The organism is Lipingzhangella halophila, assembly GCF_014203805.1.
Classification (GTDB): domain Bacteria; phylum Actinomycetota; class Actinomycetes; order Streptosporangiales; family Streptosporangiaceae; genus Lipingzhangella; species Lipingzhangella halophila.
The window spans coordinates 858538-880361 of record NZ_JACHJT010000002.1; the positions used below are offsets into that span (position 1 = coordinate 858538).

The following is a 21824-nucleotide window of genomic DNA, read 5'->3' on the forward strand; positions in this document are numbered from 1 at the left end:
GAGCGCTGTCAGGGGGCCTACAGCGTCCCTTGCCGCACCTCCGCGAGGAACACCCGCCACTCAGCCGGGGAAAAGCTCAGGTGCCCGTGCTCCCGGTTCCCGGTGTCGCGCACCAACACCCGGTCGTTGTCGGCGCGGCACTCAACGCAGTTGGGGTTCTCGGGGCCGCTGTAGCTGCTCTTGCGCCAGGTGTCCATGGTCATAGTTCCTTCATAATCGCGTCGACAAGTTCGATCGAAGCGGGGGTGGAGAGGGCCTCACCTTGCAGGTTGCCGAATACCGTCACCAACCGGTTCACCGGGGGGCCGGTTACGACGTTCACTCCCGATCGGTACTCCTCGTGGCCGACGATCCGCCCATCTCGGAGCGTCATGATCCGGAAGGACCCCCCAGGGCCAGGGTGCGAGAGCGTTTCCTGAGGAAGCACTCGTATCCGAATTCGGCGTTCGTCGATCAGCTTCCGAATGTGGGCAAGCTGCGCGCGCAATGTATCCCACGAGCCGTGGCTACGCCGCAGGACTACCTCGTCCACCACGAAGCTCAGAGCGGCCTGACCGAGGTTGTCCAGGCGCGCAGTACGCGCGGTTACCAGCCGTTCAATCTGGTCATCAGCCCATGCGTCCGTGTTCCGGAGCATCGCCCGAGTGTATTCCGGACTCTGGAGCAACCCTGGGATCAGCGTGGAGTGGTACTCGCGGATCTCCGTAGCTTGCATCTCAATTTTCTCGAAGTTGCGCCAGTCCTCTGGAATCTCCTTAAAATCGCTGATCTCGTCCCAAAGGTGGAGCAAAGCCCCACCGGCTGAGAGTGCCTCGTCGGCTGCTACAGCGTGTTCCCTGCTTGGAGTTCGTGTTCCGAGCTCGAAGGCCCCAAGAGTCGGGCGGGCGACATTCATCGCATTGGCGATGGTGGATTGAGACTGACCTGCCTTTTTGCGCTGGCGTCGCAGTTCGGCTCCCCAGCGCTTCCAGTGTTCGCTCGTCATGCGAATCACTCTGCTACGAAAGTGACACAATCCGCTACCCGAGTTTCGGTTTTCCACAAGGGTGTGCCAGAACTGGAATTTGTGTCTCTTGTAACAGGAGGGTGGTCGAGGAACACAAAAGCCCTGGCGCCGTCACACCGGCCCAGGGCACGGCCAACACTACGAAGGAGTGTTGACAATGGGAAAGTATAGGTCCCGTTCCGCTCGGGTTCGCCCCTATGTGCGGTCCTGTGCCTACCACCACACGCCCGCCCCGCTAGGGGTAGTCCCGATGTGCCCGTTCGCGCGGGTGAACGCCGGGCGCGGCACCGCTGCCGCAGGGGGTGCGCGGTGACCCGGGTCCGGCAGCGGGCGTTTCCCGCTCACGTGGAGGGCCTCGCTGCCGCGCGGGCCTGGGCTGCGAAGGTCCTCACCCGAGCCGGGACATTGGACGACCCCCGCGCCGATGCTGTGCTGGTGTTGCACGAGTTGGCAGCTCAGGTCGTGGGGCGGCTCAAGCCCGAGCACACCGGGGAGGCGGAGATCGGGGTGTTTGTCCGCGCGGACATCGGCGCGATCGGCGTGGGCACGGTGTGCGAAACCCGGTGGCTGCGCGGCCCTCCGAAAGGCGATCCGCTGCGGCACTACCGCCGGCCCCTGCTGGAGGCCCTCGCCGATGACCACGGCACCACCCAGGACGACGTGTTGTGCACGTGCTTCGCCGAACTCCGCTGGCACACGGCCGCTCGGGTGCCCGTGCCGGACCACCGAACCGCGGCCGTCCACGTCCGCCCCTGCGTCACCCCACCCCTGGGAGGGCCCACGCTGAACTGACCCCGCATCGGTCTTGAGTTTTTCGTTCCTGCACGCCTTCGGCGGTGCCGATCTCACGTGCCGAGGTCCAGCGCCACGTGTCCGATTGTGAAGTAGAACGGGGAGGGTACCGGCGGTCGCCGGAGTGAGGCGAGCCGGGTGAGGGCGTACTTCGGCCAGCTGATCGACTCGTGGACTCCGGTGCAGAAGACATGCCGGGTTCCGGCGCTCTCCGATGCGTCATCCACGCAGAGGCTCGACCCCAGGTACCCGTTCCGCACCCAGGCGGGGCCGTCGGCCGCGCGCAGCAGCATCTCGGGAGTCGACCAGTCGGCCACATCGCCGCTGGGCGTGTCCGATGTGGCCAGCCAGAGTCCCTGCTGGGGATAGTGCGGCTCGCCGAACAGGTTGGGGCTCTTGCTGAGCAGCATCTCGTAACGTGAAGCGGTTTTCAGCACGTACGCATGGGCGAAAAGGTCCGCGCGCGAGTAGAACGGGCGCGGCGGGGTCCAGCCGCCGATCCCGTCCTCGCTCTCCGTGTAGTGGATCTCCGCGACGGGGGTGTCTCCCTTGGCGGGCTCTCCGGGAGCCGCGCGGAACCACATCCGCCATTTCCCGTCCGCGAAGATGACCTTCGGGCCAAGAGCACTTGGGTTTTCGGAGTCCCCGACGACCACCGGATCGGGGTGCCGCCGCCAGCCGTCGGGGGTTTGCTCCAGGACGCCGATCGCGAATGGTGTGTCGTTGCCCAGGGTTGTACGGGAGCTCCGGCCCGTGTAGTAAATGCGCCGGCACGGGACCCGCTCGCCCGCCGGAGTCGTGGTGAACCCGCTGACGAAGCAGGGTTCGTGTAGGCCGTAGTGGTCCCATTCGCCTTTCGCCGGCTGGTCGACCAGCGGCAGCGCGGTGTGCGGGCGCGCGGGATCCGTTCGGATCGTCCAGCGCGGGTTCTCCCCAAGGCTGGCGCCTTTCGGCAGGCTCGCGCTGAACAGGTTGTTCGTGAAGTTGCGTTGGAACCCGCCGAAGAACATCCACCACTGGTTGTCGATCTTGTGGACGTTCGGGTCTCCGGCGCCAAGCAGGTTCGTGATCGGCCGGTAGCCGTCGAGCATGCTCCATATCGCTCGCGGTTGGCTGGTCGTGGCCATCGTCATCAGATGTCCTCTCCGCCGGTGCGGCGGCGTTGCCTTTCCCCGCCGCACCGACGATGGGTACGGTGTACTCATTGGATGAGTACACCGTACCCATCGGGATATCCTGGAGGCAAGCCGAGAAGGACGGAGCCGGGTGAGTAGACGACCGCGTACCACCGACCCCCTCACAAGGGAGCGCATCGTCGCGGCCGCGATCGAGGTGGCCGACGAGCGCGGCTTCGAGGCGGTCTCGATGCGGCGCGTCGCCGAGCACCTGGGATCGGGAACGATGTCGCTCTACCGGCACATCGCGGACAAGGACGAGCTTGTCTTCGCGATGGTCGACGCGGTCACCGGACGCTACGCCTACCCCGATCCCGATGGCATGGACTGGCGGGAACGCATGCACGCGCTCGCGCGCACCGACTGGCACATGTTCCTGGACCATCCCTGGATGCTGGCCGCCACGAGCAGTGTCGCCCCGCCGTTCGGAACCGAGTCGTTCGCCTCGATGGAATGGGCGCTGGAGGCGCTGGAACCGGTCGGCCTGGAGCCGCACGCGGCCGCCCAGGTGATCATGACCGTGAACAACTACATCCAGGGGAGCGTCCGCGTCGTTCTTGGCGGGTCAGACTATGGCGCCGAGACCGACGACCCCGGTGTGAACTGGCAGAGGCGGCTGCGCGCCGTCGACCTCGAACGGTTCCCGCGACTGCGGTGGCTCGTGAGTCTGCCGCTGCCCGAGACTGACCGGAACTGGTTCGCCGATGGCCTCGACGTCATTCTCGACGGTGTGCAGAACCGCCGGTCGGCGGGCCAGTAAGTCCGGCCACGGGGCCCGGTTCGGGCCGCGAGCTGACCGAAGCGGGCCGCCGCGGGCGCCAGCCGCGGGGCATCAGTCCCGGCTCCCGGAGAACCGCCAGCGTGTGAGGTCGCCGGGAAAGGCCGCCAGCGTCCATCCGAACGCCTTTCTGGGGCGCATCCGGAAGGCGACCCGCTCGACCGGTTCGTCGTCCGCGGGCAGGCGGGCACCGAGGGCGGCGTACTTGGCCAGCCAAGGGCCGAGGTAGTCGGCCTGGTCGACCCGTTCGGCGCGGCCGTCGGCGGTGACGACGTCCTCGCCGTCCTCCAGGTGGATCTGCATCCGGGGGTTGGCTTCCAGGTTGCGTGCGGTGCGGGTGGACGGCTGCGTGGCGAACACGAACGAGTCGTCCAGCCACAGTCCCCAGAACGGCCTGGCCAGCGGCCAGCCGTCGGTACCCGCGCTGACCACCCAGTACGTGCGCGCGTCCGCGAGCCGGGACCGCGTGTCCGCCCACGACCGCAACGTGGTCGCGATCGTGCTTTCCGGGTCGGAACCTTTGTAGTCCGGGGGGATCCAGGGGCGTTCGGCGACGGGTTCGGGGCTCATCAGCCACCCTCTCAGCAGTCTTATACGGTGTACATGTACACCGTATAAGACTCCCTCTACGCTGTATAGTCGGAGGGGTGACCTCCCTGACTCCGGAAGCGGTCGTCGATCGCGCGCTCGATCTGGCCGATGCCGAGGGCCTCGCGGCGGTGAGCATGCGCCGCCTGGCTGGCGAACTGGGCGTCACGCCAATGGCGCTGTACTGGCATTTCCGCACCAAGGAAGCGCTGCTCGACGCGATGGTCGACCGTGTCTTCTCCGAGGTCGACCTCCAACCACCAGTGGACGCGCCCTGGCGGCGGCGGTTGTCCGATCTGCTGTGGTCGTTCCTGCGCGCGGTGCGCGGCCACCCCGCCGCGCCCGAGTTGCTGACCAGAGCCGGCGCGACGTGCGAGAACCGCCTGCTGACCCAGGAGGCCGCACTGGACATCCTGGCCCGCGCCGGCTTCTCGCCCGCCGAGGCGACCCAGATCGTCGGGCACGCCACCTCGACGCTGCTGTCCCTCACCCGCGGTCAGGTGGGCCGCACCGACGAAGCGGAATCGCGCCGGATCCGGGCGTTCCTGCACGGCTTGCCGCCGGACCGGTTCCCGCGCACGATCGAGGCGGCCGAACCGATCAGCGTGTGCGAGGATCCCGACACCTACTACGAGTTCGGCATCACGATGCTCCTCGCCGGCATCGACGCGCTGGCGAAACGCTGACCGGAACGAAGGCGGGTTCACGCGTCGCGCCGGGAGAACCAGGAGAACGCCGCCACCAGGGCCGCGGCCAGCCACGTGAGCAGGGTCAGCACGGCCGGCACCAGGTCCAGGTAGCCCCCTGATCCCGGAGTGCTGACCCCCGCGATGCTCTCGACGGTGGCTCCGGGCACGCGGCGCGGGACGGTGTTGGCGAACCAGTCTCCGACGTAGCCGGCGATCCAGACCGGGATCGTGTTCAGGCTGAACACGAGCACCACGGCCGCGGGAGCGTTGCGCAGCCCTACCGCGACCGCCGCGGTCAGCAGCGACTGCACCAGCATGCCCAGCGGGAGGAACAGTACGACGGGCCGCAGCAGGTCGTCCTCGACCAGGTGCAGCGTCGGCTCGCCCATCGCCCCGAGGACGCTCTGGCTGATCGCGAAGTTCAGAAAGGAGGTGGCGGAGCCGACGACGAGGGCGAGACCGGAGATGATGAGCAGTTTCGCCGCGAGCACTCGCCAACGAGTCGGGGTAGCGGTCAGGGTGCAGGAGATCATGCCGCTCCGGTACTCAACGGCGACGAAAGTAGCCGCCAGTGCCGTGAACGCCGTGATCCCCAGAGTGCCGCCGATGAAGATGACCCCGAACTTCTCGCCCTGCTGCTCGGCGGCCAGCTCCCCGCCACCCCCGAACAGGAAGATCAACAGGGTGACCCCGACAGTCAGGCCCATGGTGATGGCGATGATCAGGCGCATGCTCGCCAGCGCCCAGAACTTTCGCCATTCCGACGCGATCGTCGCCGCGAGGCCGGGACTGGGGCGGCGGGTCCGTTTCGGGGATGGTGCGGCTGCCATGCTCATTGCGGACTTCCTTAAGTGAATGGACGGCGACTCTCGGTCGCGCTCGTTGGCGTGCGAACGGTGCGGGTCAAAGGAGCAAGGAAGGGAAGCGCCCGGAAGGGCCGGGTGTGCGGCGTGGCGTTACCGGCTCCGGTCGCCTCCCGAGCCGCCCACTGACCCGGAAGCGGTGTACTGGGCGCTGTCCCGGGTGAGCTCCATGAACGTCTCCTCCAGGCTGGCGGCCTGCGGCGTTAGTTCGTGCAGGGTGATGCCGTAGCGGGCGGCGAGTTCGCCGACCTGCGCCGCGGTGAGACCGCGCACGGCGAGCCGCTCCTCCGAGGCGGTCCTGGAGCCGTCGGCCGCCGGCTCGACCGCCGCTCCGGCCTCGGAGAGCGCCGTTGTGAGCAGGCTGAGGTGTGGAGTGGCGACACTCACGTACCCGCTGGAGCCGCGCCGGAGGAACTCCTCGATGTCCATGTCGGCGACGAGGTGCCCGCGCCCGATGACCACCACCCGGTCCGCGGTCTCCTCCATCTCGTTCATCAGGTGGCTGGACAGGAACACCGTGCGCCCCTCGGCGGCGAGGTCCCGCATGAGTGTGCGGATCCACAGCACACCCTCGGGGTCCAGCCCGTTGACCGGCTCGTCGAGGAGCAGCGTTGCGGGGTCGCCGAGCAGCGCGCTCGCGATGCCCAGCCGCTGCCGCATCCCCAGCGAGAACCCGCCGACCTTGCGGTGCGCCGCCTCGGTGAGACCGACGGCATCGAGGACCTCGCCGACCCGCCGCGCGGGAATCCGCCCGGCGCTGGCGAGCCAGCGCAGGTGCGTCCGGGCCGTCATCCCTGGGTGGATCCCGCCGGCGTCGAGCACCGCGCCGACCTCGCGCATTGGGGCGTCGAGCTGGGCGAACTCCCGCCCGTTCACCCGGACCGTTCCGGAGGTGGGGTGGTCCAGCCCGAGGATCATGCGCATCGTCGTGGTCTTTCCCGCTCCGTTGGGGCCGAGGAAACCGACGACCCTTCCGGCCGGAACCGTGAACGACAGCCGCTCCACGGCGGTGATCCGGCCGAACCGCTTCGTGAGGTCTGCTACTTCGATCATGTGCTTGGCCCCTGGGTATCCGGTGTGGTTCGCCGTCTACGGCACCAGGAGGGCGATGCCCCCCACAAGCGTGCGAAGTTGGTGGCTCGTGCAACGAAGGTTGCGAGCGGACCACACCGTTACGCCGTAGCGGTCCCGGTGTTCCCCCCTCTACGGTGCGGTTATGTGGTCGCGTCAACGGTGGTTCATCGCCGACACGCGCGGGGAGGCGGCGATGCTCGTCCTCGTCGCGGTAGCCTTCATCGCTCTCGACCTCCCGGTAGGGCTGGTGGGGCCGCCCACTACCGGCGCGGCCGGTCCGTACGCGGGGATCGCGCTCCAGGTGTGCGTGGACGTTTCGGTGCTCCTCCTGGCCCGCGCCCCGCGCATGGTGGCCTTGTTCGCGCTGGCCGCGGCCCTGCTCATGCTCGGCTCGGACCTGTTCGCGCCCGGACTGCTGGTGCCGGCCGACCCGATCGTGCTCGCCACGGTGCCCTCGGCGACCCCCTTCATCGCCTACGCGCTCACCAAGTACGCCGACCGGCGTCAGGCACTCGCCATCGTGGGTGCGCTGACCCTGCTCGCCGCCCAGCCGTGGGCGCCGTCCTGGTCCACAACCCCCTTCGGCGTGCTCAACACCGCGGTGCCCGCGCTACTGGCGCTGTACCTGCGCGCCCGCGCGGAGCTGCTCAGCTCGCTGCGCGACCGCGCGGAGCGAGCCGAGCGCGAGCAGCATCTCCGGGCCCAGCAGGCCCGGGCCGACGAGCGGCGGCGGCTCGCCACCGAGATGCACGACGCCGTCACCCACGAGGTGAGCATGATCGTGCTGCAGGCCGGTGCCCTGCGCGTCACGACCACCGATCCGGAGTCGCGCGCCGCCGCCGAGACCATCCGCACTTCGGGCACCCGAGCGATCGAGGAGCTGCGGGACATCATCGGCCTGCTACGCGACGATCCCACCGCGCAGCTCCGGCACAGGCTGGACACCACGGGAGACAGCGGGCACGGTGCCGGTGACCGGAGGCCCGACCCCGCGACGCTGGTGGCCGAGTCGCGCGCTGCGGGCCACCCCGTTGACCTGGTCGTCGACGGTGACCCCGCGCCTGTCTCGCCCGTGGTCGCGCGCACCGGATACCGGGTCGTGCAAGAGGCCCTGACCAACGCCCGCAAGCACGCCCCGGGCGGCGGCACCACTGTCGACCTGCGATACCGCGACGACGGAATGCTGATCGAGGTCCGCAACGCCGCCGCCACGCGCGCGCCGGATCCGGATCTGGCGGGGAGCGGCTCCGGGAGTGGCCTTGATGGCCTGCGGCAACGGGTCGAGCTGGTCGGCGGAGCGCTGCGCGCCGCGGCCGCCGCGGACGGCGGGTACCAGGTCAGTGCGATACTGCCAGCTCAGCCACCCACTGCGGATCCGGACGGGCAGGAAACATGATCACCGTCCTCGTCGCGGACGACGAGCCCATGGTGTGCGCGCACCTGCGGACGATTCTCGGCTCGGCCGACGACATCGACGTGGTGGGCGAGGCCCAGGACGGCGCCGAGGCTGTCGAGGCCGTGCTCCGGCTCCGGCCCGATGTCGTACTCATGGACCTGCGCATGCCGGGAGTCGACGGAATCACGGCTATCGGGCGGATCGCGCGCATGTCCGGTGCGCCGTTCACGGTCGCGCTCACCACGTTCGACGACGACACGCACATCGTCCGGTCCCTCGATGCGGGGGCGACCGGCTTCCTGGTGAAGTCCACCCCGGCCGAGGACCTGATCCGCCTGGTCCGGGTCGCGGCCGACGGGCATTCGGTGATGTCGCCCGGGGCCATGGCGCGGCTGCTAGCCGCCTCAGCGGGTGGGCAGCAGCGCACCGAGCGCGCCCGCCAGCGGACCGCCGACCTCACCGAGCGCGAACGCGACGTACTCGCCTGCCTGGGGGGAGGGCTGTCGAACGCGGAGGTCGCCGCGCGGCTGCATCTCTCCGAGGCAACGGTGAAGAGTTACGTGTCGCGGATGCTGCCGAAGCTCGACTGCGCCAACCGCACGCAGGCCAGCCTCCTGGCGCACGACGCCGGTCTCACGCCGCCCGCGCCGTAGCACCGCTCGGGCCGCCCAAGGGGCAGTAACCCGCCAGTGCCCGGCGATCGCGGGACGTCCCTCGATCCGCCCGGGGCGCGCCCTACCGCGGAGCCGGCGGTGCGGCGTACCGCCGCAGGAGGCGCGGCGCGAGCGCGCCGAACCAGCCGGGGCCGATGGCGGGGCTGACTCGTTGCCGTTGCCGTCAAGGCAACGAGTGCCGCGCACTATAGACACGTGTTCGTAGCTACGTTAATCTAGCTACGCTAGCGTATCTAGTATGGGTTCGCGATGCGGGATCCACTCTGCAGTGGGTCCACCCCCTCGTATGCGCTGCACCGATTGCCAACCTCGCCCAATCGGGGCGCCCCGATCACGACTGAGAGGACCAGCCATGGCCAATACCGAGCACGCCCCCGTTCCCGAGGAGCCCCCGGCGACCGCAGTCACGGTCACCGTCGACTGGGAGACGACACGGGCCACCTCGCGCACCGAGCTGACCACGCACGCGTGGACCGCGCCGCCTTTGCGGCGGGGCACCGAGATCCACGACCCCGTATTCGCCGCGCTACGCGATCTCAAGACGGACTACTCCCGGTTCCTCGCCTGGTGGGCACACCCCCTGCTGTCGGTTCCCGAACTGGAACCGCCGGACGGCGGCGAGACCTCATGGGACTTCACCAACCTGGACATGTTCGTCGACGACTTCCTGGAAGCCACCGAAGGACGTCCGGTCGTCGCCAACATCGCCACGATCCCCACCTGGATGTTCGACACTCCCGAGCGGGTGCCCTACGGCGAGGATCCGGAGGAGATCCAGTGGAACTACGAACAGGGCAGGGAGTTCCGCGACCCCAGCCTGACCGAGGTCGCCGAGTATTTCGAACGGATCGCCCGCTGGTACCTCGCAGGCGGGTTCCACGATGAGAACGGGCGGTGGCACGGTTCGGGACGGGAACACCGCTTCGCCTACTGGGAAGTGCTCTGCGAACCCGACTTCGGCCACGAAATCCCGCCGGAAACCTACACCAAGCTGTACGACGAGGTCGTCAAGCGGCTTCGTACCCTCGATCCCGACATGCGCTTCATCGGCCTCTCACTGGCCATGGCCAAGATAGACCCGCAATACTTCTGGCACTTCCTCAACCCCGCCAACCACGAGGACGGGATCCCGCTCGACGCGATCTCCTACCACCTCTACGCCTGGCCGGACATCATCAACCCGATGGGCCCGGAAGGCAACCCCCCGTTCGACCACTGGCCCGGGATCCTCTTCGCGCAGGCCGACGGGTTCGTCTCCCAGGTGCAGCTGCTGGAGTCCATCAAGCACCACCTGTCCCCGAACACCGAGACGCACATCAACGAGATCGGCACATTCGCCCCGGACATGATGAACGCTGACCCGCGGGTTCCCGCCGACTACTGGGCCCTCAGCGGGGCGGTGGTCGCGTACCTGTGGTCCCAGCTCACCGAACTCGGTATCGACCTGGTCGGGATTGCCGAGTTCATGGACTACCCCGGCATGATCCCCAGCTTGACCCTGGTGGACTGGGAGACCGGCGCCCCCAACGCCCGCTACTGGGCGGCGAAGCTGCTGATCGACAACTTCCGTCCAGGTGACACCCTCGTGGACACCATGGTCGGGCATCCGGAGGTGCCTGACGGGCGGGTCCACGCCCGTGGTTTCGTCTCCTCCGACGGGCGCCGCACCCTGCTGCTCGTCAACAAGCGCCCCGAGCCGATCCGCGTCACCCTCGGTGACCCCGGCCAGCGCGGCGAGGTCACCATGGTCGACACCTCCACCGGAGCGGAGCCGCCGAAGTCGGTGCCGCTGGCCGGGGATGCCGGTGTCGAGCTGGGTGGGTTCGCGACGGCGGTAGCCACCCTCGACTGAGCGTTCGCGGCGGCGGTCCGGGCGTTCCCTGCTGCGGCGCGTACCATTCCTGCAGAGCTACCGTCCGAAGGGGGAGGCATGTCCGCGACCGCCGGTTCCCGCGGGCGCCGGACCGAGTCCGAGCTCGTGGCCGACGTCCGCTCCGCGGTGCTCGAGGAGCTGGCCGAGGTCGGGGTCGGCCGGTTGACGATGGAGGGCGTCGCCAAGCGTGCCGCAACCGCCAAGACCTCGCTCTACCGGCATTGGGGGACCCCGCACGATATTCTGCTGGACGCCTTGGAACACGAGTTCCCGCAGGAGCCGGTGTCCCCCAACTCCGACAACCTCCGAGAGGACCTGATCCGCTCCCTGCGGCTCATGACGGAGTGGCTCGCCACCCCCACCGCCCGGGCCGTGGCCTCGATCATCAGCGAGCAGGCGCGCTACCCGGAGCTGACCCGCGCCGTCTACGCCAATATCTTCGACGCCAAAGGCGGCAGGTTCACCCGGACGGTCCTCTCCCACTACGCCGAGCACGGATGGTTCAGCGCCGAGCTGGTCACTCCCGTGGTCGCCGACATCGGCGAGGCGCTCGTCCTCAAGCACGCCCTCGACGCCGGAGCACTTCCCGACGCCGACGTCCTGGCCGCGATCGTCGACCAGGCGATCCTGCCCGCGGTGGGAGTGGCCGCGCCGGCGGGATCGCGCCACGCGGAGGAAACCTAGCGGACGGGGCTCATCGGCGGGCGAGACCAATGTTCCTCGCCGGCCAGGCCGCCGCGCTCCGCCGCCGGGCGGAAGCTGGGGTGGTGCCACGAGCCGTCGTCCCCGAAGTTGCGGAAACAGGGCGAAGTGAACGTGGCGGGAGAGCCGGCGTGCCGCCGAGCGCACGGTGCACCTTTGTGCGGCGGCACGCCGGCGCCTTCCTCGCTCCGCTCGGAAGTGCCCAATCGTCACAACAGGCTGGGGCGGGGCCCGGGTGGCTACCGCTCAGTGCCGCGCGGGTAGGCCAGCACCGCCAGGACCCGGCGGTGCGGTGCACCGCCGCATGAGGCGCAGCGCGAGCGCGCCGAACCAGCCGAGGCCGATGGCGAGGCTGACTCGTTGCCAGAGGCCGTGGAAGGTTCCTACCCCGGTCACGTCATCGACCTGGGCCGCGGCAAACCCGAAGGTCACCGGCACGAGGACCGCGGTGGCGACGCAGTACCACATCCACCACCGCGCTCCCGGCTCGACGGCGGAGCGCCACGCCAGTACCGCTATGACGGCGGTGAGCGCGAGGTAGAAAGGCACGACGTTGCCGTCGTGGATGCGCCCCGACAGAGTCGGCTCAGCGGGCGGCGTGCTGCCGGCCGGGTAGCCGATCGCGGGATCGGTCGCGAAGAGCCCACCCACCACCAGGCTCGCTCCGACAATGGCGGTGAGGACGGGCACCGCGGAGGATCCGCGGCCCGTGGCCAGCGCGCGGCGCAGGCCGAGAGCGAACCCCAGGAGCAGCACTCCGGTGACGACGAAGTTGGTGGTCTGGACCCAGCCGCGCTCACCCAGGCTGAGTTCGCTGCCGAAACGGTGCAACGACGCGTAGTCGGGGCGGAACGCACCCTCGACCAGGAGCACGACAACGAACAGCGGTACGGCCAGGCCGCACGCCAACAGGGCCCACGTGGCGCGCCGCCGTACGGGGGCACCAGACATTGTGTCTCCTTAGCGTTGATAAGTCCTTATCGATGCTAAATTGCCTTAGCACCGATAAGGTGTCAAGTGGCCGGAGGGAGAGCATGTGGATCGGCAGTCGATCGTGCACGCAGCGCTTGAGTTGCTCGACGAGGCGGGACTCGACGGGTTGACCGTGCGCCGCCTCGCCACACGCCTCGGCGTGCGGTCGCCCGCGCTCTACTGGCACGTCCGCAATAAGCAGGAGTTGCTGGACGAGATGGCCCAGGAACTGCAGGCGCGCCAGGATCTGGGGCCCCCGCGCGCTGGCGAGCCGTGGCGGGAGTGGCTCACCCGGCGTGCCCGCGAGCGCCGCCGGATCCTGCTCTCGCGCCGCGATGGGGCACGACTGGTCGCGGCTACCCGCCCCACCGCAGCCGCCGTCAACGGATTCGACGCGGAGCTCGCGGCGCTCGTCGACCGCGGCTTCACTCCCGTGCGGGCCATGCGCGCGATCGTCTTGCTGGGCCACTACATCACCGGTTTCGTGCTGGAGGAGCAGGCCGACCAGCAGCGCCATGCCGACACCGGTGAGACACCTCCGGAGCGGATGACCGAGGATCAGCGCACGGACCTGCTCCGCGCCACCCCGACCCTGGCCGCCGCCATCCGCGACGGCGGGGACCCGGGCGGCGAGGCCGCGTTCGAGGACGGCCTGCGGATGCTCATCGACGGCATCGCCGCCGGTCTCGAACGATCCCGGAACGACGACCGGCAGACCTGACCGCCGCGCGGGAGACTCGGGTGTGCCGGCAGGACGCCGCCGGTCGCCCCCTTACTTCCGGGGCCGCGAGATGCGGATAGGGTGGCGGGATCCAGTGGCCAACGACCGACACGCCGGGGGAGGTGGGACCCGTTAACGCACGATCAGGCTCCCCGCTCGCGGCTGTGTCCGGCATACGGCATACCTGACCGGGGAGCGCCCACCGGCGTACCGGAAGGTTTGCTTCTTGTCGTCCTCCCAGGCGTTCGACTCCTCGTCCCCACCGCCCGACCTCGTCAGCCGGCTCCGAGCCGCCGGCTGTGTCTTCGCTGAGGACGAGGCCCAACTGCTTGTCTCCGCCGAACCAGGGCCGGACGTCCTGGCCGCCATGGTCGAGCGGAGAGCCGCCGGCCTTCCTCTGGAGCACGTGCTCGGTTGGGCGGAGTTCCGCGGCCTGCGGCTCGCCGTCGAGCCCGGCGTTTTCGTCCCCCGGCGCCGCACCGAGTTCCTCGCCGGCCAGGCCGCTGCGCTCTGCCGGCGGGCGGGATCCGTGGTCGTCGACCTCTGTTGCGGCTCGGGCGCCGTGGGTGTCGCGCTTGCCTCCGAGGTGGCCGGCGTCGAGTTGCACGCCGTTGACGTCGATGCCGGCACGGTGCGGTGCGCCCGACGCAATGTCGCCACCGTGGGCGGGCGGGTCTACCAGGGTGACCTGTACGCCCCACTGCCCGCCGCGCTGCGCGGCCGGGTCGACGTGCTGGTCGCCAACACACCCTACGTTCCCACCGGCGAGTTCGGGCTGCTGCCCCCGGAGGCACGGGACCACGAACCGCGGGTGGCGCTCGACGGCGGTGCGGACGGGCTCGACGTGCAGCGGCGGGTGGCGGACGCGGCACCCCAGTGGTTGGCGCCGGGCGGCCACCTGCTCGTCGAGGCGAGCGAACGGCAGGCACCGCTCACCGCGGAGATCTTCGCCCAACGCGGGCTGAGCCCGCGCGTGGCCACGTGCGAGGAGCTGGACGCCACCGTCGTTGCGGGGTCTCGCGGGCACTGAGCCGCTGAGGCCGCCATCCCGAACCCGGGCCGGTGCCACGAGCCGTCGAACCCGGAGCTGCGGCAATGAGGCGAAGCGGGCGTGCCGAGTGAACCGGCTTGCCGAGCGCACGGTGCACCTTCGTGCGGCGGCACGCCGGCGCCTTCCCCGGTTCGCTCGGAAGTGCCCCATTGCCGCAACAGGCTGGGGCGGGGCCCGGGCGGCTACCTCTCGGTGCCGCGCAGGTAGGCCAGTACCGCCAGGACCCGGCGGTTGACGTCATCATCCGGGGGAAGGTCGAGCTTGCTGAAGATGTTGCCGACATGCTTGCTGACCGCGCCCTCCGACACCACCAATAACTGCGCGATGACGCTGTTGGCGTGGCCTTCCGCGATGTGGGCCAGCACCTCCTGTTCGCGTTCTGACAGCCGCGACAGCGGATCGCGGCGGCGGTGCAGCAACTGCCGGACGACCTCCGGGTCCACGACGGTACGTCCGGCGGTCACCTGGCGCAGCGTCGCGGCGAACTCCTCGACGTCGGCGACCCGGTCCTTGAGCAGGTACCCGACCCGATCCGCACGGCCGGAGTCGAGCAGGTCGTAGGCATAGCTCTGCTCGACGTACTGGCTGAGGACCACCACTGCCAGCTCGGGGTACGCGGAGCGGAGTTCGACAGCGGCGCGCAGGCCCTCGTCGCTGAAGCCGGGCGGCATCCGGATGTCGGCGACAACGAGGTCCGGAAGGTGCTCGGCCACCGCGGCGGACATCGCCTCCGCGTCGCCCACGGCGGCGACCACCTCGAAGCCGAAGCGGCTCAGCAGGCCGGCGAGTCCTTCGCGCAGGAGCACACCGTCCTCCGCGAGAACTACCCGGATTGAGGGCTGCTCGGATCGCACGGGAGCTCCACTCGTAGCAGGGTCGGCCCGCCGATCGGGCTGCTCATCTCCATCCTGCCGGCCATAACGGCGACCCGGTCCGCGAGCCCGGTGAGACCGGTGCCGTGTTCCGGGGCGGCCCCGCCGCTCCCGTCGTCGGCAACCTCCACAACCAGTAGGGAACCTTCGGTCCGCGCGCTGACGGTGGCGTTGGCGGCACCACTGTGCTTGGCGACGTTGGCCAGCGCCTCGGCGACGACGAAGTAGGCGGTGGACTCGATGGGGGACGGCAGTCGCCGGGGCAGCTCGGCCGTGACGGTGGCCGGGATGGAGCAGCGCTCGGCGAGTCCGGGGAGCGCACCCGGCAGCCCGCGGTCGGTGAGGACCTGCGGGTGGATGCCGTTGATGAGCTCGCGTAGTTCGGACATGAGTTGTTTGGCCTGCTCATGTGCCTTGTCTAGCTGCGCTGCGGCTGGTGAGTCCGCCGGCAGGTCCAGCCGGGTCATGCCCAGCTGCATCGTGAGGGTGACCAGTCGCTGCTGCGCCCCGTCATGCAGGTCGCGCTCGATCCGGTGGCGTTCGGCCTCGAAAAGGTCGAACAGCCGGGCGCGCGACCGCGCCACCTCCACCAGCTCGTCGCTGAGCTCGGTGCGCCCCCGGCTCTGCAGCAGCTCCCGGGCCAGGGCTGCGTGCGCGCCCGCCAGCAGCGCGTAAACGTACGCGCAGACCGGGACCAGCGCAACGCCGACGGCCGCGAAGGGCAACGCCTCTTCCGGGGTCCCGACCTGCGTCACCAGAAGTGCGACCGGGCCGGGATCGGTGCGCAGGATCAGGGGCGCGGCCACCGATACCGCGGCGGTGCCCAACGGCACCACCAGGGCGACCAGCGCCGTCGCGGGCAGGACGCTGGCCAGCAGTACCGCGTACGCCAGCTCGCGCCAGGTGGCCGGGTCCGTGTAACGGGTTCGCGCCCAGGCGCCGAACCCCGGCCACGATGGGCGGCGGCGCGCGGAGCTGACCGGCCGGGTGTCCACCAGGCGCAACCGGAACCGTTCCAGCGCGGCCAGCGGCAACGTGACCAGTGGGCCGCCGCCGGCGAGCAGCAGCGCGCCGGCCACGAGCAGCAGCCCCACCAGGGCGGGGTGCGGCCAGGTGTCACCCGGCTCCCTGCCCAGCACGAGCGCGGCCGCTCCGAGCCACGGGCCCGCGAGCACCGCGAGCCCGGCGAACGCGACGCCGCCGACGGCCAGCGTGGTCAGCAGGTAGCCGGCCGACCGCCAGGGCCACCACCCGATGAGGAACCGGCGGGTGGCCACCGCCTGGATCGGAGTCAATGGTGTCTCAGCTGGCACGGGACAACGCTATGTGCTGCGTTGCGGCATACCCATCCGGCTGGGCCCCCGTTCCGGGTGGGCCTGGCCCCACCCGCGGACTACGTCCAGTGCCATTGGCGAGGCACGGCCCGGTCCGTAGCTTCTTCAGTGGTCATGCGACGCGTGATGCGGATCGGCGAGCACGAGAGGCAGCGACACGATGGCGGACTATGACAAGCGCGGCGGCCGGGCCGCGGAGGACCCGGCGCCGCACCGGCTGCGGGGGCGTGCTCTCGCGCCCGATTTGGCCCGCGGGTTCATGCTGCTGTTTATCGCGCTGGTGAACGCGCAGTTCTTCCTGACCGGCCCGGATACGGTGACCTCTTTCGCCGACCGGGTGGTGGCACTCACCCAGTTGAGCCTGGTCAACTCCCGCGCGATCCCGCTCTTCTCGCTGCTGTTCGGGTACGGGTTGGTGCAGCTCCTGCGCGGTCTGGAGGCGAAAAACGAAGGGTGGGCGCGGACCCGCGGGCTGTTCCGCCGGCGTGCCGCCTGGATGCTGGCCATCGGCTTCGCACACGGGGCGCTGCTGCTCCCGGTGGACATCATCGGCGCCTACGGCCTGGCGCTGCTGGTCTTCGTCGGGCTGGTGCGCGCCCGGGACGCCACACTGCTGTGGGTGTCCGGCGCGGTCGTCGCGGCCTCGATCGCCTTCATGGTCACGCCGGCGCTGCTGCTTCCTCCGGAGACCGGCGGAGCGATCTCCGCGCCGTCTCTGGAGATGCGGAGCTACGCGCTCGCCACCATTGCGCGCGCCGCCGAATGGCTCATCTATACGCCGATGACCCTGCTCACCATCGTCCTGCCACCCTTGCTCTGGGGAGTCTGGGCGGCACGCCGCCGAATCCTGGAAGACCCGGCGCGGCACCGCGCGCTGCTGACGCGCACCGCCGTGCTCGGCCTTGGGGTGGCTGTCGCCGGCGGACTTCCGTACGCGCTGGTCGAGGCGGGGGCCGAGCTGCCGGGCCGGGTGCCGGCGATGCTGGGCGTGCTGCACACCGTCACCGGCTGGGCCGGCGGTCTGGGGTGGGCCGCGCTCATCGCCCTGGTCGCCGTGGCTGCCGAGAGGCACCGGGGCCGCCTCACCCGTGCCGTGGAGGCCGTTGGGCAGCGGTCGATGACCTGCTACCTGACGCAGTCCCTGGTGTTCGTTCCGCTTCTCGCGCCGTACGGCCTCGGCCTCGGGGCGACGCTGAGCGTCTCCGGTGCGGCGTTCGTCGGCACGTGCACCTGGGGCCTGACGCTGGTGCTGGCTTCTCTGCTGCGCCGATGGGGCTACCGCGGCCCGGCCGAGAGCCTGGTGCGCCGGTAGCGAACCGGAACGGGAACGACTACGGGCCGCGCCGGCGCGCCAGTGGCCAGGTCAGGCCGCTCGCGCGTCGGCGCTGGCCGGCGGCGGGCTGGCTTCGCGGGACTCCGCCGGCGCCCGGTGCCATGGGTGCGCACTCGGCCGTGCTGTGGCCATGAGAGTCCATCCGGTGATGATCAGCACGGCGGCGGTGGTGCCGTGTATGCCGAAGGCGACCGCCGGCGTGCCGCCGTGGGCGAGCACGATGGCGGCGTCGCTGATGGGAACCAGCGCTGTCGCGATGAGCACCCAGCCGGCCTCGCGCGGCCGCCGCATTGCGAGCAGCCCGAGGCCGACGACTCCGAAGGCGATGTCGCGAACCCCCTTGGCCGCGAGGTAGGGAGCGGCGTCGGCGGGAGCGGGGATGCCGAAGCCGCTGGCGCCGGCCTCTGGGGCGAGGAGGAAGCGCAGGCCGATGGCGATGATCCCGGCCCCCAAGAGGACCGCGATCCCGACTGCCAGGTATCTCAGAACCATGATGCCCGCTTCCTTGTCAGTGCTAGGAACACGTTCGACGCTAGCTTGTCGTCGATCTGTTGTCTAGCGCTGCTAGGATTCGGAGATGTCCGTCAAGGAACGTCGAGAGCGGGAGCGCACCCGCCGCCACCAGCTCATCGTCACCGCCGCGCGGAACCTGGCCGAGACCGAGGGATGGGACGCCGTGACCACCCGGCGCCTCGCCGAGCGGATCGAGTACAGCCAGCCCGTTCTCTACAGCCATTTCTCGGGAAAGACCGCGATCGTGCGCGCGGTCGCCCTGGAAGGGTTCGCGGAACTCGCCGCGACGTTGCGGGCGGGCCGGTCCGGAGTCGAGGAGCCAGAGCAGGCGCTTACTGCCATCGTCCGCGCCTACACCGAGTTCGCCGACGCCAATCCCGCGCTGTACGACGCGATGTTCACGCTCGACACTGACCTGCCGTTCGGCCGCGACGACACCCCGCCGCCGCTTCGCGCCGCGTTCACGGAGCTCTTCCAGGTCGCCGCCCCACTGGCCCAGGGGAGCGATGCCGAGACGTTCACCGAGGTTGCGTGGAGCGCGATCCACGGACTCGTAAGCCTGAGCCGGAGCGGCCGTCTCCGGCCCGAGCAGAGCGAGCGCCGCCTGGAGCTGCTCGTCGCCCAATTACGCGCCATCCCCGCTGGCGCGTAGCGCGCGCCCCGGCTCCGGGGGGCGCACTCCGCCTGCCGGCCGGTGTGCGGCCGGCGCGTTCGGGAAGAAGCCCGTGTTGGTCGTCGGGGGAGCACCGGCGGGACCTGTTACCCGCTGCTGCGAATTTCCCGCGTATCGGTCGCCCTTTGTGAGCCGCCCGCCGAGCCGTGGTGTCCCCCACTGCAAATCGCGTGCATCCCGGGTATTCGTTCCCGGTCAGCGGTCTCATCGGGAAATCCGGTGATATTACTGATGCGCGATCGGCCATTTGGATATTGAGTTTCCGGTAACCGTCCAATAGCGTTTCGCGGCCAGGGCGCGTCCCGCACAGGAACGAACGGAAGGCGTTGCAGTGGCTGTGAAACCTCCCCCTATCCGGCTCAGACCGGCTCCGGTTGTTGGTCTGAGCCTTGTTCTCGTCTCGACGACGGCGCTGGCCTCCCCCGCCAGCGCCGATGAGGAACAATTGCCAATCCCGGTTCCCGACGTCGAAGGTCCCATTCCTGGAAGCCCGCCCGGAGACCCGGAGTCCGACGACATAGCGCAGACCTATCCATTCTTTTCCACGGACGCGGACCTCGGCGAGTACGGTTATGTCGAGGAGGAGTTCTTCATTTCCGGAACCGCCAACCAGTACGAGGGCGGCGAGGTCGCCTCCGAGCACCCCTACAAGACCCGGGTGGTGGTGCGCCGCCCCGCGGAGCAGGCCGACTCGAACGGCGATGTCCTCATGGAGTGGCAGAACGTCTCGGCCGGCTATGACATCGACGCCCTGTGGTCACCCAGCCCCGACCACATCATGCGCTCGGGTTACACCTGGGTGGGCGTGTCGGCTCAGAACGTGGGCGTTTCCCAGCTCACCGAATGGAGCCCGACGCGCTACGGCGACCTCGACGTCACCGACGGCGGCACCGTCGAGGACGACCAGCTCTCCTACGACGTGTTCTCCCAGGCGGCCCAAGCGGTGCGCGCCGACGAGAACAGCGTCATGGGCGGGATCGAGGTCGACCAGGTACTCGCGATCGGCGCCTCGCAGTCCGCGGGACGCATGACCGTCTACTACGACGACATCCTGCCCCACATCGAGCCGGTGTTCGACGGCTACGGCTACATGGTCGGCAACGCTCCCCAGGACATCGACCGGTCCGAGCCCGTGTTCCAGGTGCTCTCGGAGACCGACGCCGCCCGGACGGCGGACCCGCGGGAGGACACCGACAAGTTCCGCCTGTGGGAGGTCGCCGGAACGGCGCACTCCGGCTGGGCCGGCTACTCGGCACGGGAGAGCATCGAGAACCGGGACTTCGGCGAGCGGGAGGAGTACAACTGCGCCAAGCCGCCGTTCAGCCGGGTTCCGCTGCAGGACCCCCTCAACGCCTCCTACGACCACCTCAGCGCGTGGGCCAGCGAGGGAACGCCGCCACCGTCCGCCGAGCGGATCACCCGCAACGACCAGGGCGAGATCGCCCGCGACGAGGGCGGCCACGCCAAGGGCGGCATCCAGTTGTCCCAGGTCGAGGTCCCCACGGCGCTGAACACCGGCAGCAACACCCCGGCCGAGGCCGACAGCTTTTTCTGCGCGCTGTTCGGCTCGCACGAGCCCTACGACGAGGATGAGCTCGCCGAGCTCTACCCCACCAGGGGGAGCTACGTCTGGCAGGTCATCCGGGCGGAGCGGCAGAACGTGCGGGACGGCTACGTCGTGAAGGCCGACTCCAAGCAGAACCGCCGCGAGGCCGTCAAGTCCGGCATAGGCGGATAGCGGTGCCCGGGAGGGCAGGCGCCCTCCCCGGCCGCGTAGCGGGCCATCGGGGCCTGATCTTCCCCGATGGCCCGCGCTGCTCTTTGGGGAGAGTTTCCGGGTTCCAGAGCGGCAGACGGGCGAATGTCAGTGGCGGGTGCAACACTCTGGGACCAGCACCGGCTCGCGAAAGGAAACATCCATGCTGACCACCGATTTCGTCCTCGGTTCCCCGTGTTGGCTGGACCTCGGGGCCCCCGACATCGACGCCGCGAGCTCCTTCTACACCGCCGTGTTCGACTGGGAGTTCAACTCCGCCGGCCCGGACAGCGGGTACGGCATGTTCACCAAGGACGGGAAGATCACCGCCGCGGTGGGCCAACTCACGGAGGAAGGGGCGCAGTCGGCCTGGACGATCTACTTCCAGACCTCCGATGCCCAGTCGACTGCCGAGCAGGTACGGCAGGCCGGCGGCACCGTTCGGGTCGGCCCGTTCGACGTCTCCGAGCACGGCCGGATGGCCCAGCTCACCGATCCGCAGGGGGGCCAGTTCGCGGTCTGGGAGCCGGGTAAGACCCCGGGCTTGGGGACGGTGAACGAACCGGGCTCGCTCACCTGGATCGAGCTCATGACAACTGACGCTGCCGCGGCGAAGGACTTCTACCGGCAGGTCTTCGGCTGGACCACCAGCGAAACGGAGCTTCCCGACGGCGGCGGGACCTACTTGATGGTCACCCCGGCCGGCCAGGGAGAGGAACGTATGCAGGGCGGCATCATGCAGCTCGGTTCGGAGGACCTCACCCTGACCGGCGGCCTGCCCTACTGGCACCCCGTCTTCGATGTCGCCGACTGCGACGCCGCGGCCGCCAGAGCCACCGCGAACGGCGGCAGCGTGCTGATGGAGCCCGCGGACGCGGAGTCGATCGGCCGGATCGCGGTCTGCCGGGACCGGGCGGGAGCGGAATTCGTGCTGCTCACCCCTGCCTCGCGCTGAGCTCTGGCGGGGCGGCGCCGTCGAGAGGCGCACC

Annotated in this window: 23 protein-coding genes; 13 read left to right on the forward strand and 10 right to left on the reverse strand. The window is 69.7% G+C overall.

Going from position 1 to position 21824, the window contains the following annotated elements; translation table 11 throughout:
- Positions 1–17 precede the first annotated feature (17 nt).
- Together F4561_RS31005 and F4561_RS31010 are read right to left on the reverse strand one after the other, a co-directional pair.
- Complete coding sequence (locus F4561_RS31005; RefSeq protein ID WP_184585228.1) at positions 18–203, reverse strand: DUF397 domain-containing protein; 186 nt, start codon at positions 201–203, stop codon at positions 18–20.
- Entirely contained in the window at positions 200–985 is a 786-nt protein-coding gene (locus tag F4561_RS31010; protein WP_184585229.1) for a helix-turn-helix domain-containing protein, read from the reverse strand. Before F4561_RS31010 ends, F4561_RS31005 begins: the two co-directional genes overlap by 4 nt.
- Before the next feature lie 330 nt (positions 986–1315).
- Here F4561_RS31010 and F4561_RS31015 point away from each other — a divergent pair, with 330 nt between their 5' ends.
- Positions 1316–1798: a hypothetical protein gene (locus F4561_RS31015; protein ID WP_184585230.1), complete on the forward strand. Its 483-nt coding sequence runs from the start codon at positions 1316–1318 to the stop codon at positions 1796–1798.
- Positions 1799–1851: 53 nt separating this feature from the next.
- Here F4561_RS31015 and F4561_RS31020 read toward each other — a convergent pair whose 3' ends face one another.
- Complete coding sequence (locus tag F4561_RS31020; protein WP_184585231.1) at positions 1852–2931, reverse strand: hypothetical protein; 1080 nt, start codon at positions 2929–2931, stop codon at positions 1852–1854.
- 133 nt (positions 2932–3064) lie between these two features.
- On the opposite strand from F4561_RS31020, the gene F4561_RS31025 reads away from it, so the two are divergent.
- Positions 3065–3733 (forward strand): TetR/AcrR family transcriptional regulator, encoded by a 669-nt coding sequence (locus F4561_RS31025; protein ID WP_312885732.1) that lies wholly within the window; start codon positions 3065–3067, stop codon positions 3731–3733.
- A 72-nt stretch (positions 3734–3805) separates the two neighbouring features.
- Here the strand turns inward: F4561_RS31025 and F4561_RS31030 are convergent, their stop codons facing one another.
- Positions 3806–4321, reverse strand: coding sequence for a pyridoxamine 5'-phosphate oxidase family protein (locus tag F4561_RS31030; protein WP_184585232.1), 516 nt, complete (start codon positions 4319–4321; stop codon positions 3806–3808).
- A 77-nt stretch (positions 4322–4398) separates the two neighbouring features.
- Between F4561_RS31030 and F4561_RS31035 the strand changes: the two genes are divergently transcribed.
- On the forward strand, positions 4399–5025 hold the full coding sequence (locus tag F4561_RS31035) for a TetR/AcrR family transcriptional regulator (protein ID WP_221446398.1): 627 nt from the start codon (positions 4399–4401) through the stop codon (positions 5023–5025).
- Positions 5026–5042: 17 nt separating this feature from the next.
- On the opposite strand, the gene F4561_RS31040 is transcribed toward F4561_RS31035, so the two are convergent.
- Positions 5043–5864, reverse strand: a complete 822-nt coding sequence (locus tag F4561_RS31040; RefSeq protein WP_184585233.1) for an ABC-2 transporter permease family protein — start codon at positions 5862–5864, stop codon at positions 5043–5045.
- Between the two features lie 120 nt (positions 5865–5984).
- The gene (locus tag F4561_RS31045; RefSeq protein WP_184585234.1) at positions 5985–6944 is read right to left on the reverse strand and encodes an ABC transporter ATP-binding protein; all 960 of its coding nucleotides are present in this window, start codon (positions 6942–6944) and stop codon (positions 5985–5987) included.
- Positions 6945–7107: 163 nt separating this feature from the next.
- Here F4561_RS31045 and F4561_RS31050 point away from each other — a divergent pair, with 163 nt between their 5' ends.
- From F4561_RS31050 to F4561_RS31065, 4 genes are all read left to right on the forward strand, one after another.
- The gene (locus tag F4561_RS31050) at positions 7108–8361 is read left to right on the forward strand and encodes a sensor histidine kinase (protein WP_184585235.1); all 1254 of its coding nucleotides are present in this window, start codon (positions 7108–7110) and stop codon (positions 8359–8361) included.
- Positions 8358–9014, forward strand: a complete 657-nt coding sequence (locus F4561_RS31055) for a response regulator transcription factor (protein WP_184585236.1) — start codon at positions 8358–8360, stop codon at positions 9012–9014. Before F4561_RS31050 ends, F4561_RS31055 begins: the two co-directional genes overlap by 4 nt.
- Before the next feature lie 373 nt (positions 9015–9387).
- A complete protein-coding gene (locus F4561_RS31060) occupies positions 9388–10887 on the forward strand; it encodes a hypothetical protein (protein WP_184585237.1) in 1500 nt (499 codons plus the stop codon).
- 78 nt (positions 10888–10965) lie between these two features.
- The gene (locus F4561_RS31065; protein WP_184585238.1) at positions 10966–11592 is read left to right on the forward strand and encodes a TetR/AcrR family transcriptional regulator; all 627 of its coding nucleotides are present in this window, start codon (positions 10966–10968) and stop codon (positions 11590–11592) included.
- 264 nt (positions 11593–11856) lie between these two features.
- Here F4561_RS31065 and F4561_RS31070 read toward each other — a convergent pair whose 3' ends face one another.
- Positions 11857–12561, reverse strand: a complete 705-nt coding sequence (locus F4561_RS31070; RefSeq protein WP_184585239.1) for a DUF998 domain-containing protein — start codon at positions 12559–12561, stop codon at positions 11857–11859.
- An 85-nt stretch (positions 12562–12646) separates the two neighbouring features.
- Here F4561_RS31070 and F4561_RS31075 point away from each other — a divergent pair, with 85 nt between their 5' ends.
- Positions 12647–13303, forward strand: a complete 657-nt coding sequence (locus F4561_RS31075) for a TetR/AcrR family transcriptional regulator C-terminal domain-containing protein (protein WP_184585240.1) — start codon at positions 12647–12649, stop codon at positions 13301–13303.
- Between the two features lie 226 nt (positions 13304–13529).
- Positions 13530–14333: a putative protein N(5)-glutamine methyltransferase gene (locus tag F4561_RS31080; protein WP_184585241.1), complete on the forward strand. Its 804-nt coding sequence runs from the start codon at positions 13530–13532 to the stop codon at positions 14331–14333.
- 203 nt (positions 14334–14536) lie between these two features.
- Here F4561_RS31080 and F4561_RS33030 read toward each other — a convergent pair whose 3' ends face one another.
- Both F4561_RS33030 and F4561_RS33035 read right to left on the reverse strand, forming a co-directional pair.
- Positions 14537–15208: a response regulator gene (locus tag F4561_RS33030; protein ID WP_184585242.1), complete on the reverse strand. Its 672-nt coding sequence runs from the start codon at positions 15206–15208 to the stop codon at positions 14537–14539.
- Positions 15178–16539, reverse strand: coding sequence for a sensor histidine kinase (locus F4561_RS33035; protein ID WP_184585243.1), 1362 nt, complete (start codon positions 16537–16539; stop codon positions 15178–15180). Before F4561_RS33035 ends, F4561_RS33030 begins: the two co-directional genes overlap by 31 nt.
- A 181-nt stretch (positions 16540–16720) precedes the next feature.
- Between F4561_RS33035 and F4561_RS31095 the strand changes: the two genes are divergently transcribed.
- A complete protein-coding gene (locus F4561_RS31095) occupies positions 16721–17872 on the forward strand; it encodes a DUF418 domain-containing protein (RefSeq protein WP_184585244.1) in 1152 nt (383 codons plus the stop codon).
- 51 nt (positions 17873–17923) lie between these two features.
- Here F4561_RS31095 and F4561_RS31100 read toward each other — a convergent pair whose 3' ends face one another.
- Positions 17924–18385 carry a DUF4267 domain-containing protein gene (locus F4561_RS31100; protein WP_184585245.1) on the reverse strand — a complete coding sequence of 154 codons (462 nt, stop codon included), beginning with the start codon at positions 18383–18385 and terminating at the stop codon, positions 17924–17926.
- 85 nt (positions 18386–18470) lie between these two features.
- Here F4561_RS31100 and F4561_RS31105 point away from each other — a divergent pair, with 85 nt between their 5' ends.
- The 3 genes from F4561_RS31105 (at position 18471) to F4561_RS31115 (ending at position 21790) form a co-directional block, all read left to right on the forward strand.
- A complete protein-coding gene (locus tag F4561_RS31105; RefSeq protein WP_184585246.1) occupies positions 18471–19058 on the forward strand; it encodes a TetR/AcrR family transcriptional regulator in 588 nt (195 codons plus the stop codon).
- Between the two features lie 466 nt (positions 19059–19524).
- Positions 19525–20817, forward strand: coding sequence for an alpha/beta hydrolase domain-containing protein (locus F4561_RS31110; RefSeq protein WP_246438195.1), 1293 nt, complete (start codon positions 19525–19527; stop codon positions 20815–20817).
- 181 nt (positions 20818–20998) lie between these two features.
- Complete coding sequence (locus F4561_RS31115; protein WP_184585247.1) at positions 20999–21790, forward strand: VOC family protein; 792 nt, start codon at positions 20999–21001, stop codon at positions 21788–21790.
- Positions 21791–21824: the final 34 nt, after the last annotated feature.

What these genes read in the sequence shown, in the direction of transcription:
- F4561_RS31095 (WP_184585244.1), top strand. Translation starts at nt 16,721, where the DNA reads ATGGCGGACTATGACAAGCGCGGCGGCCGGGCCGCGGAGGACCCGGCG.
- F4561_RS31020 (WP_184585231.1), bottom strand. Translation starts at nt 2,931, where the DNA reads ATGACGATGGCCACGACCAGCCAACCGCGAGCGATATGGAGCATGCTC.
- F4561_RS31045 (WP_184585234.1), bottom strand. Translation starts at nt 6,944, where the DNA reads ATGATCGAAGTAGCAGACCTCACGAAGCGGTTCGGCCGGATCACCGCC.
- F4561_RS31030 (WP_184585232.1), bottom strand. Translation starts at nt 4,321, where the DNA reads ATGAGCCCCGAACCCGTCGCCGAACGCCCCTGGATCCCCCCGGACTAC.
- F4561_RS31055 (WP_184585236.1), top strand. Translation starts at nt 8,358, where the DNA reads ATGATCACCGTCCTCGTCGCGGACGACGAGCCCATGGTGTGCGCGCAC.
- F4561_RS31115 (WP_184585247.1), top strand. Translation starts at nt 20,999, where the DNA reads ATGCTGACCACCGATTTCGTCCTCGGTTCCCCGTGTTGGCTGGACCTC.
- F4561_RS31100 (WP_184585245.1), bottom strand. Translation starts at nt 18,385, where the DNA reads ATGGTTCTGAGATACCTGGCAGTCGGGATCGCGGTCCTCTTGGGGGCC.
- F4561_RS31105 (WP_184585246.1), top strand. Translation starts at nt 18,471, where the DNA reads ATGTCCGTCAAGGAACGTCGAGAGCGGGAGCGCACCCGCCGCCACCAG.
- F4561_RS31070 (WP_184585239.1), bottom strand. Translation starts at nt 12,561, where the DNA reads ATGTCTGGTGCCCCCGTACGGCGGCGCGCCACGTGGGCCCTGTTGGCG.
- F4561_RS31050 (WP_184585235.1), top strand. Translation starts at nt 7,108, where the DNA reads ATGTGGTCGCGTCAACGGTGGTTCATCGCCGACACGCGCGGGGAGGCG.
- F4561_RS31065 (WP_184585238.1), top strand. Translation starts at nt 10,966, where the DNA reads ATGTCCGCGACCGCCGGTTCCCGCGGGCGCCGGACCGAGTCCGAGCTC.
- F4561_RS31060 (WP_184585237.1), top strand. Translation starts at nt 9,388, where the DNA reads ATGGCCAATACCGAGCACGCCCCCGTTCCCGAGGAGCCCCCGGCGACC.
- F4561_RS31005 (WP_184585228.1), bottom strand. Translation starts at nt 203, where the DNA reads ATGACCATGGACACCTGGCGCAAGAGCAGCTACAGCGGCCCCGAGAAC.
- F4561_RS31040 (WP_184585233.1), bottom strand. Translation starts at nt 5,864, where the DNA reads ATGAGCATGGCAGCCGCACCATCCCCGAAACGGACCCGCCGCCCCAGT.
- F4561_RS31010 (WP_184585229.1), bottom strand. Translation starts at nt 985, where the DNA reads ATGACGAGCGAACACTGGAAGCGCTGGGGAGCCGAACTGCGACGCCAG.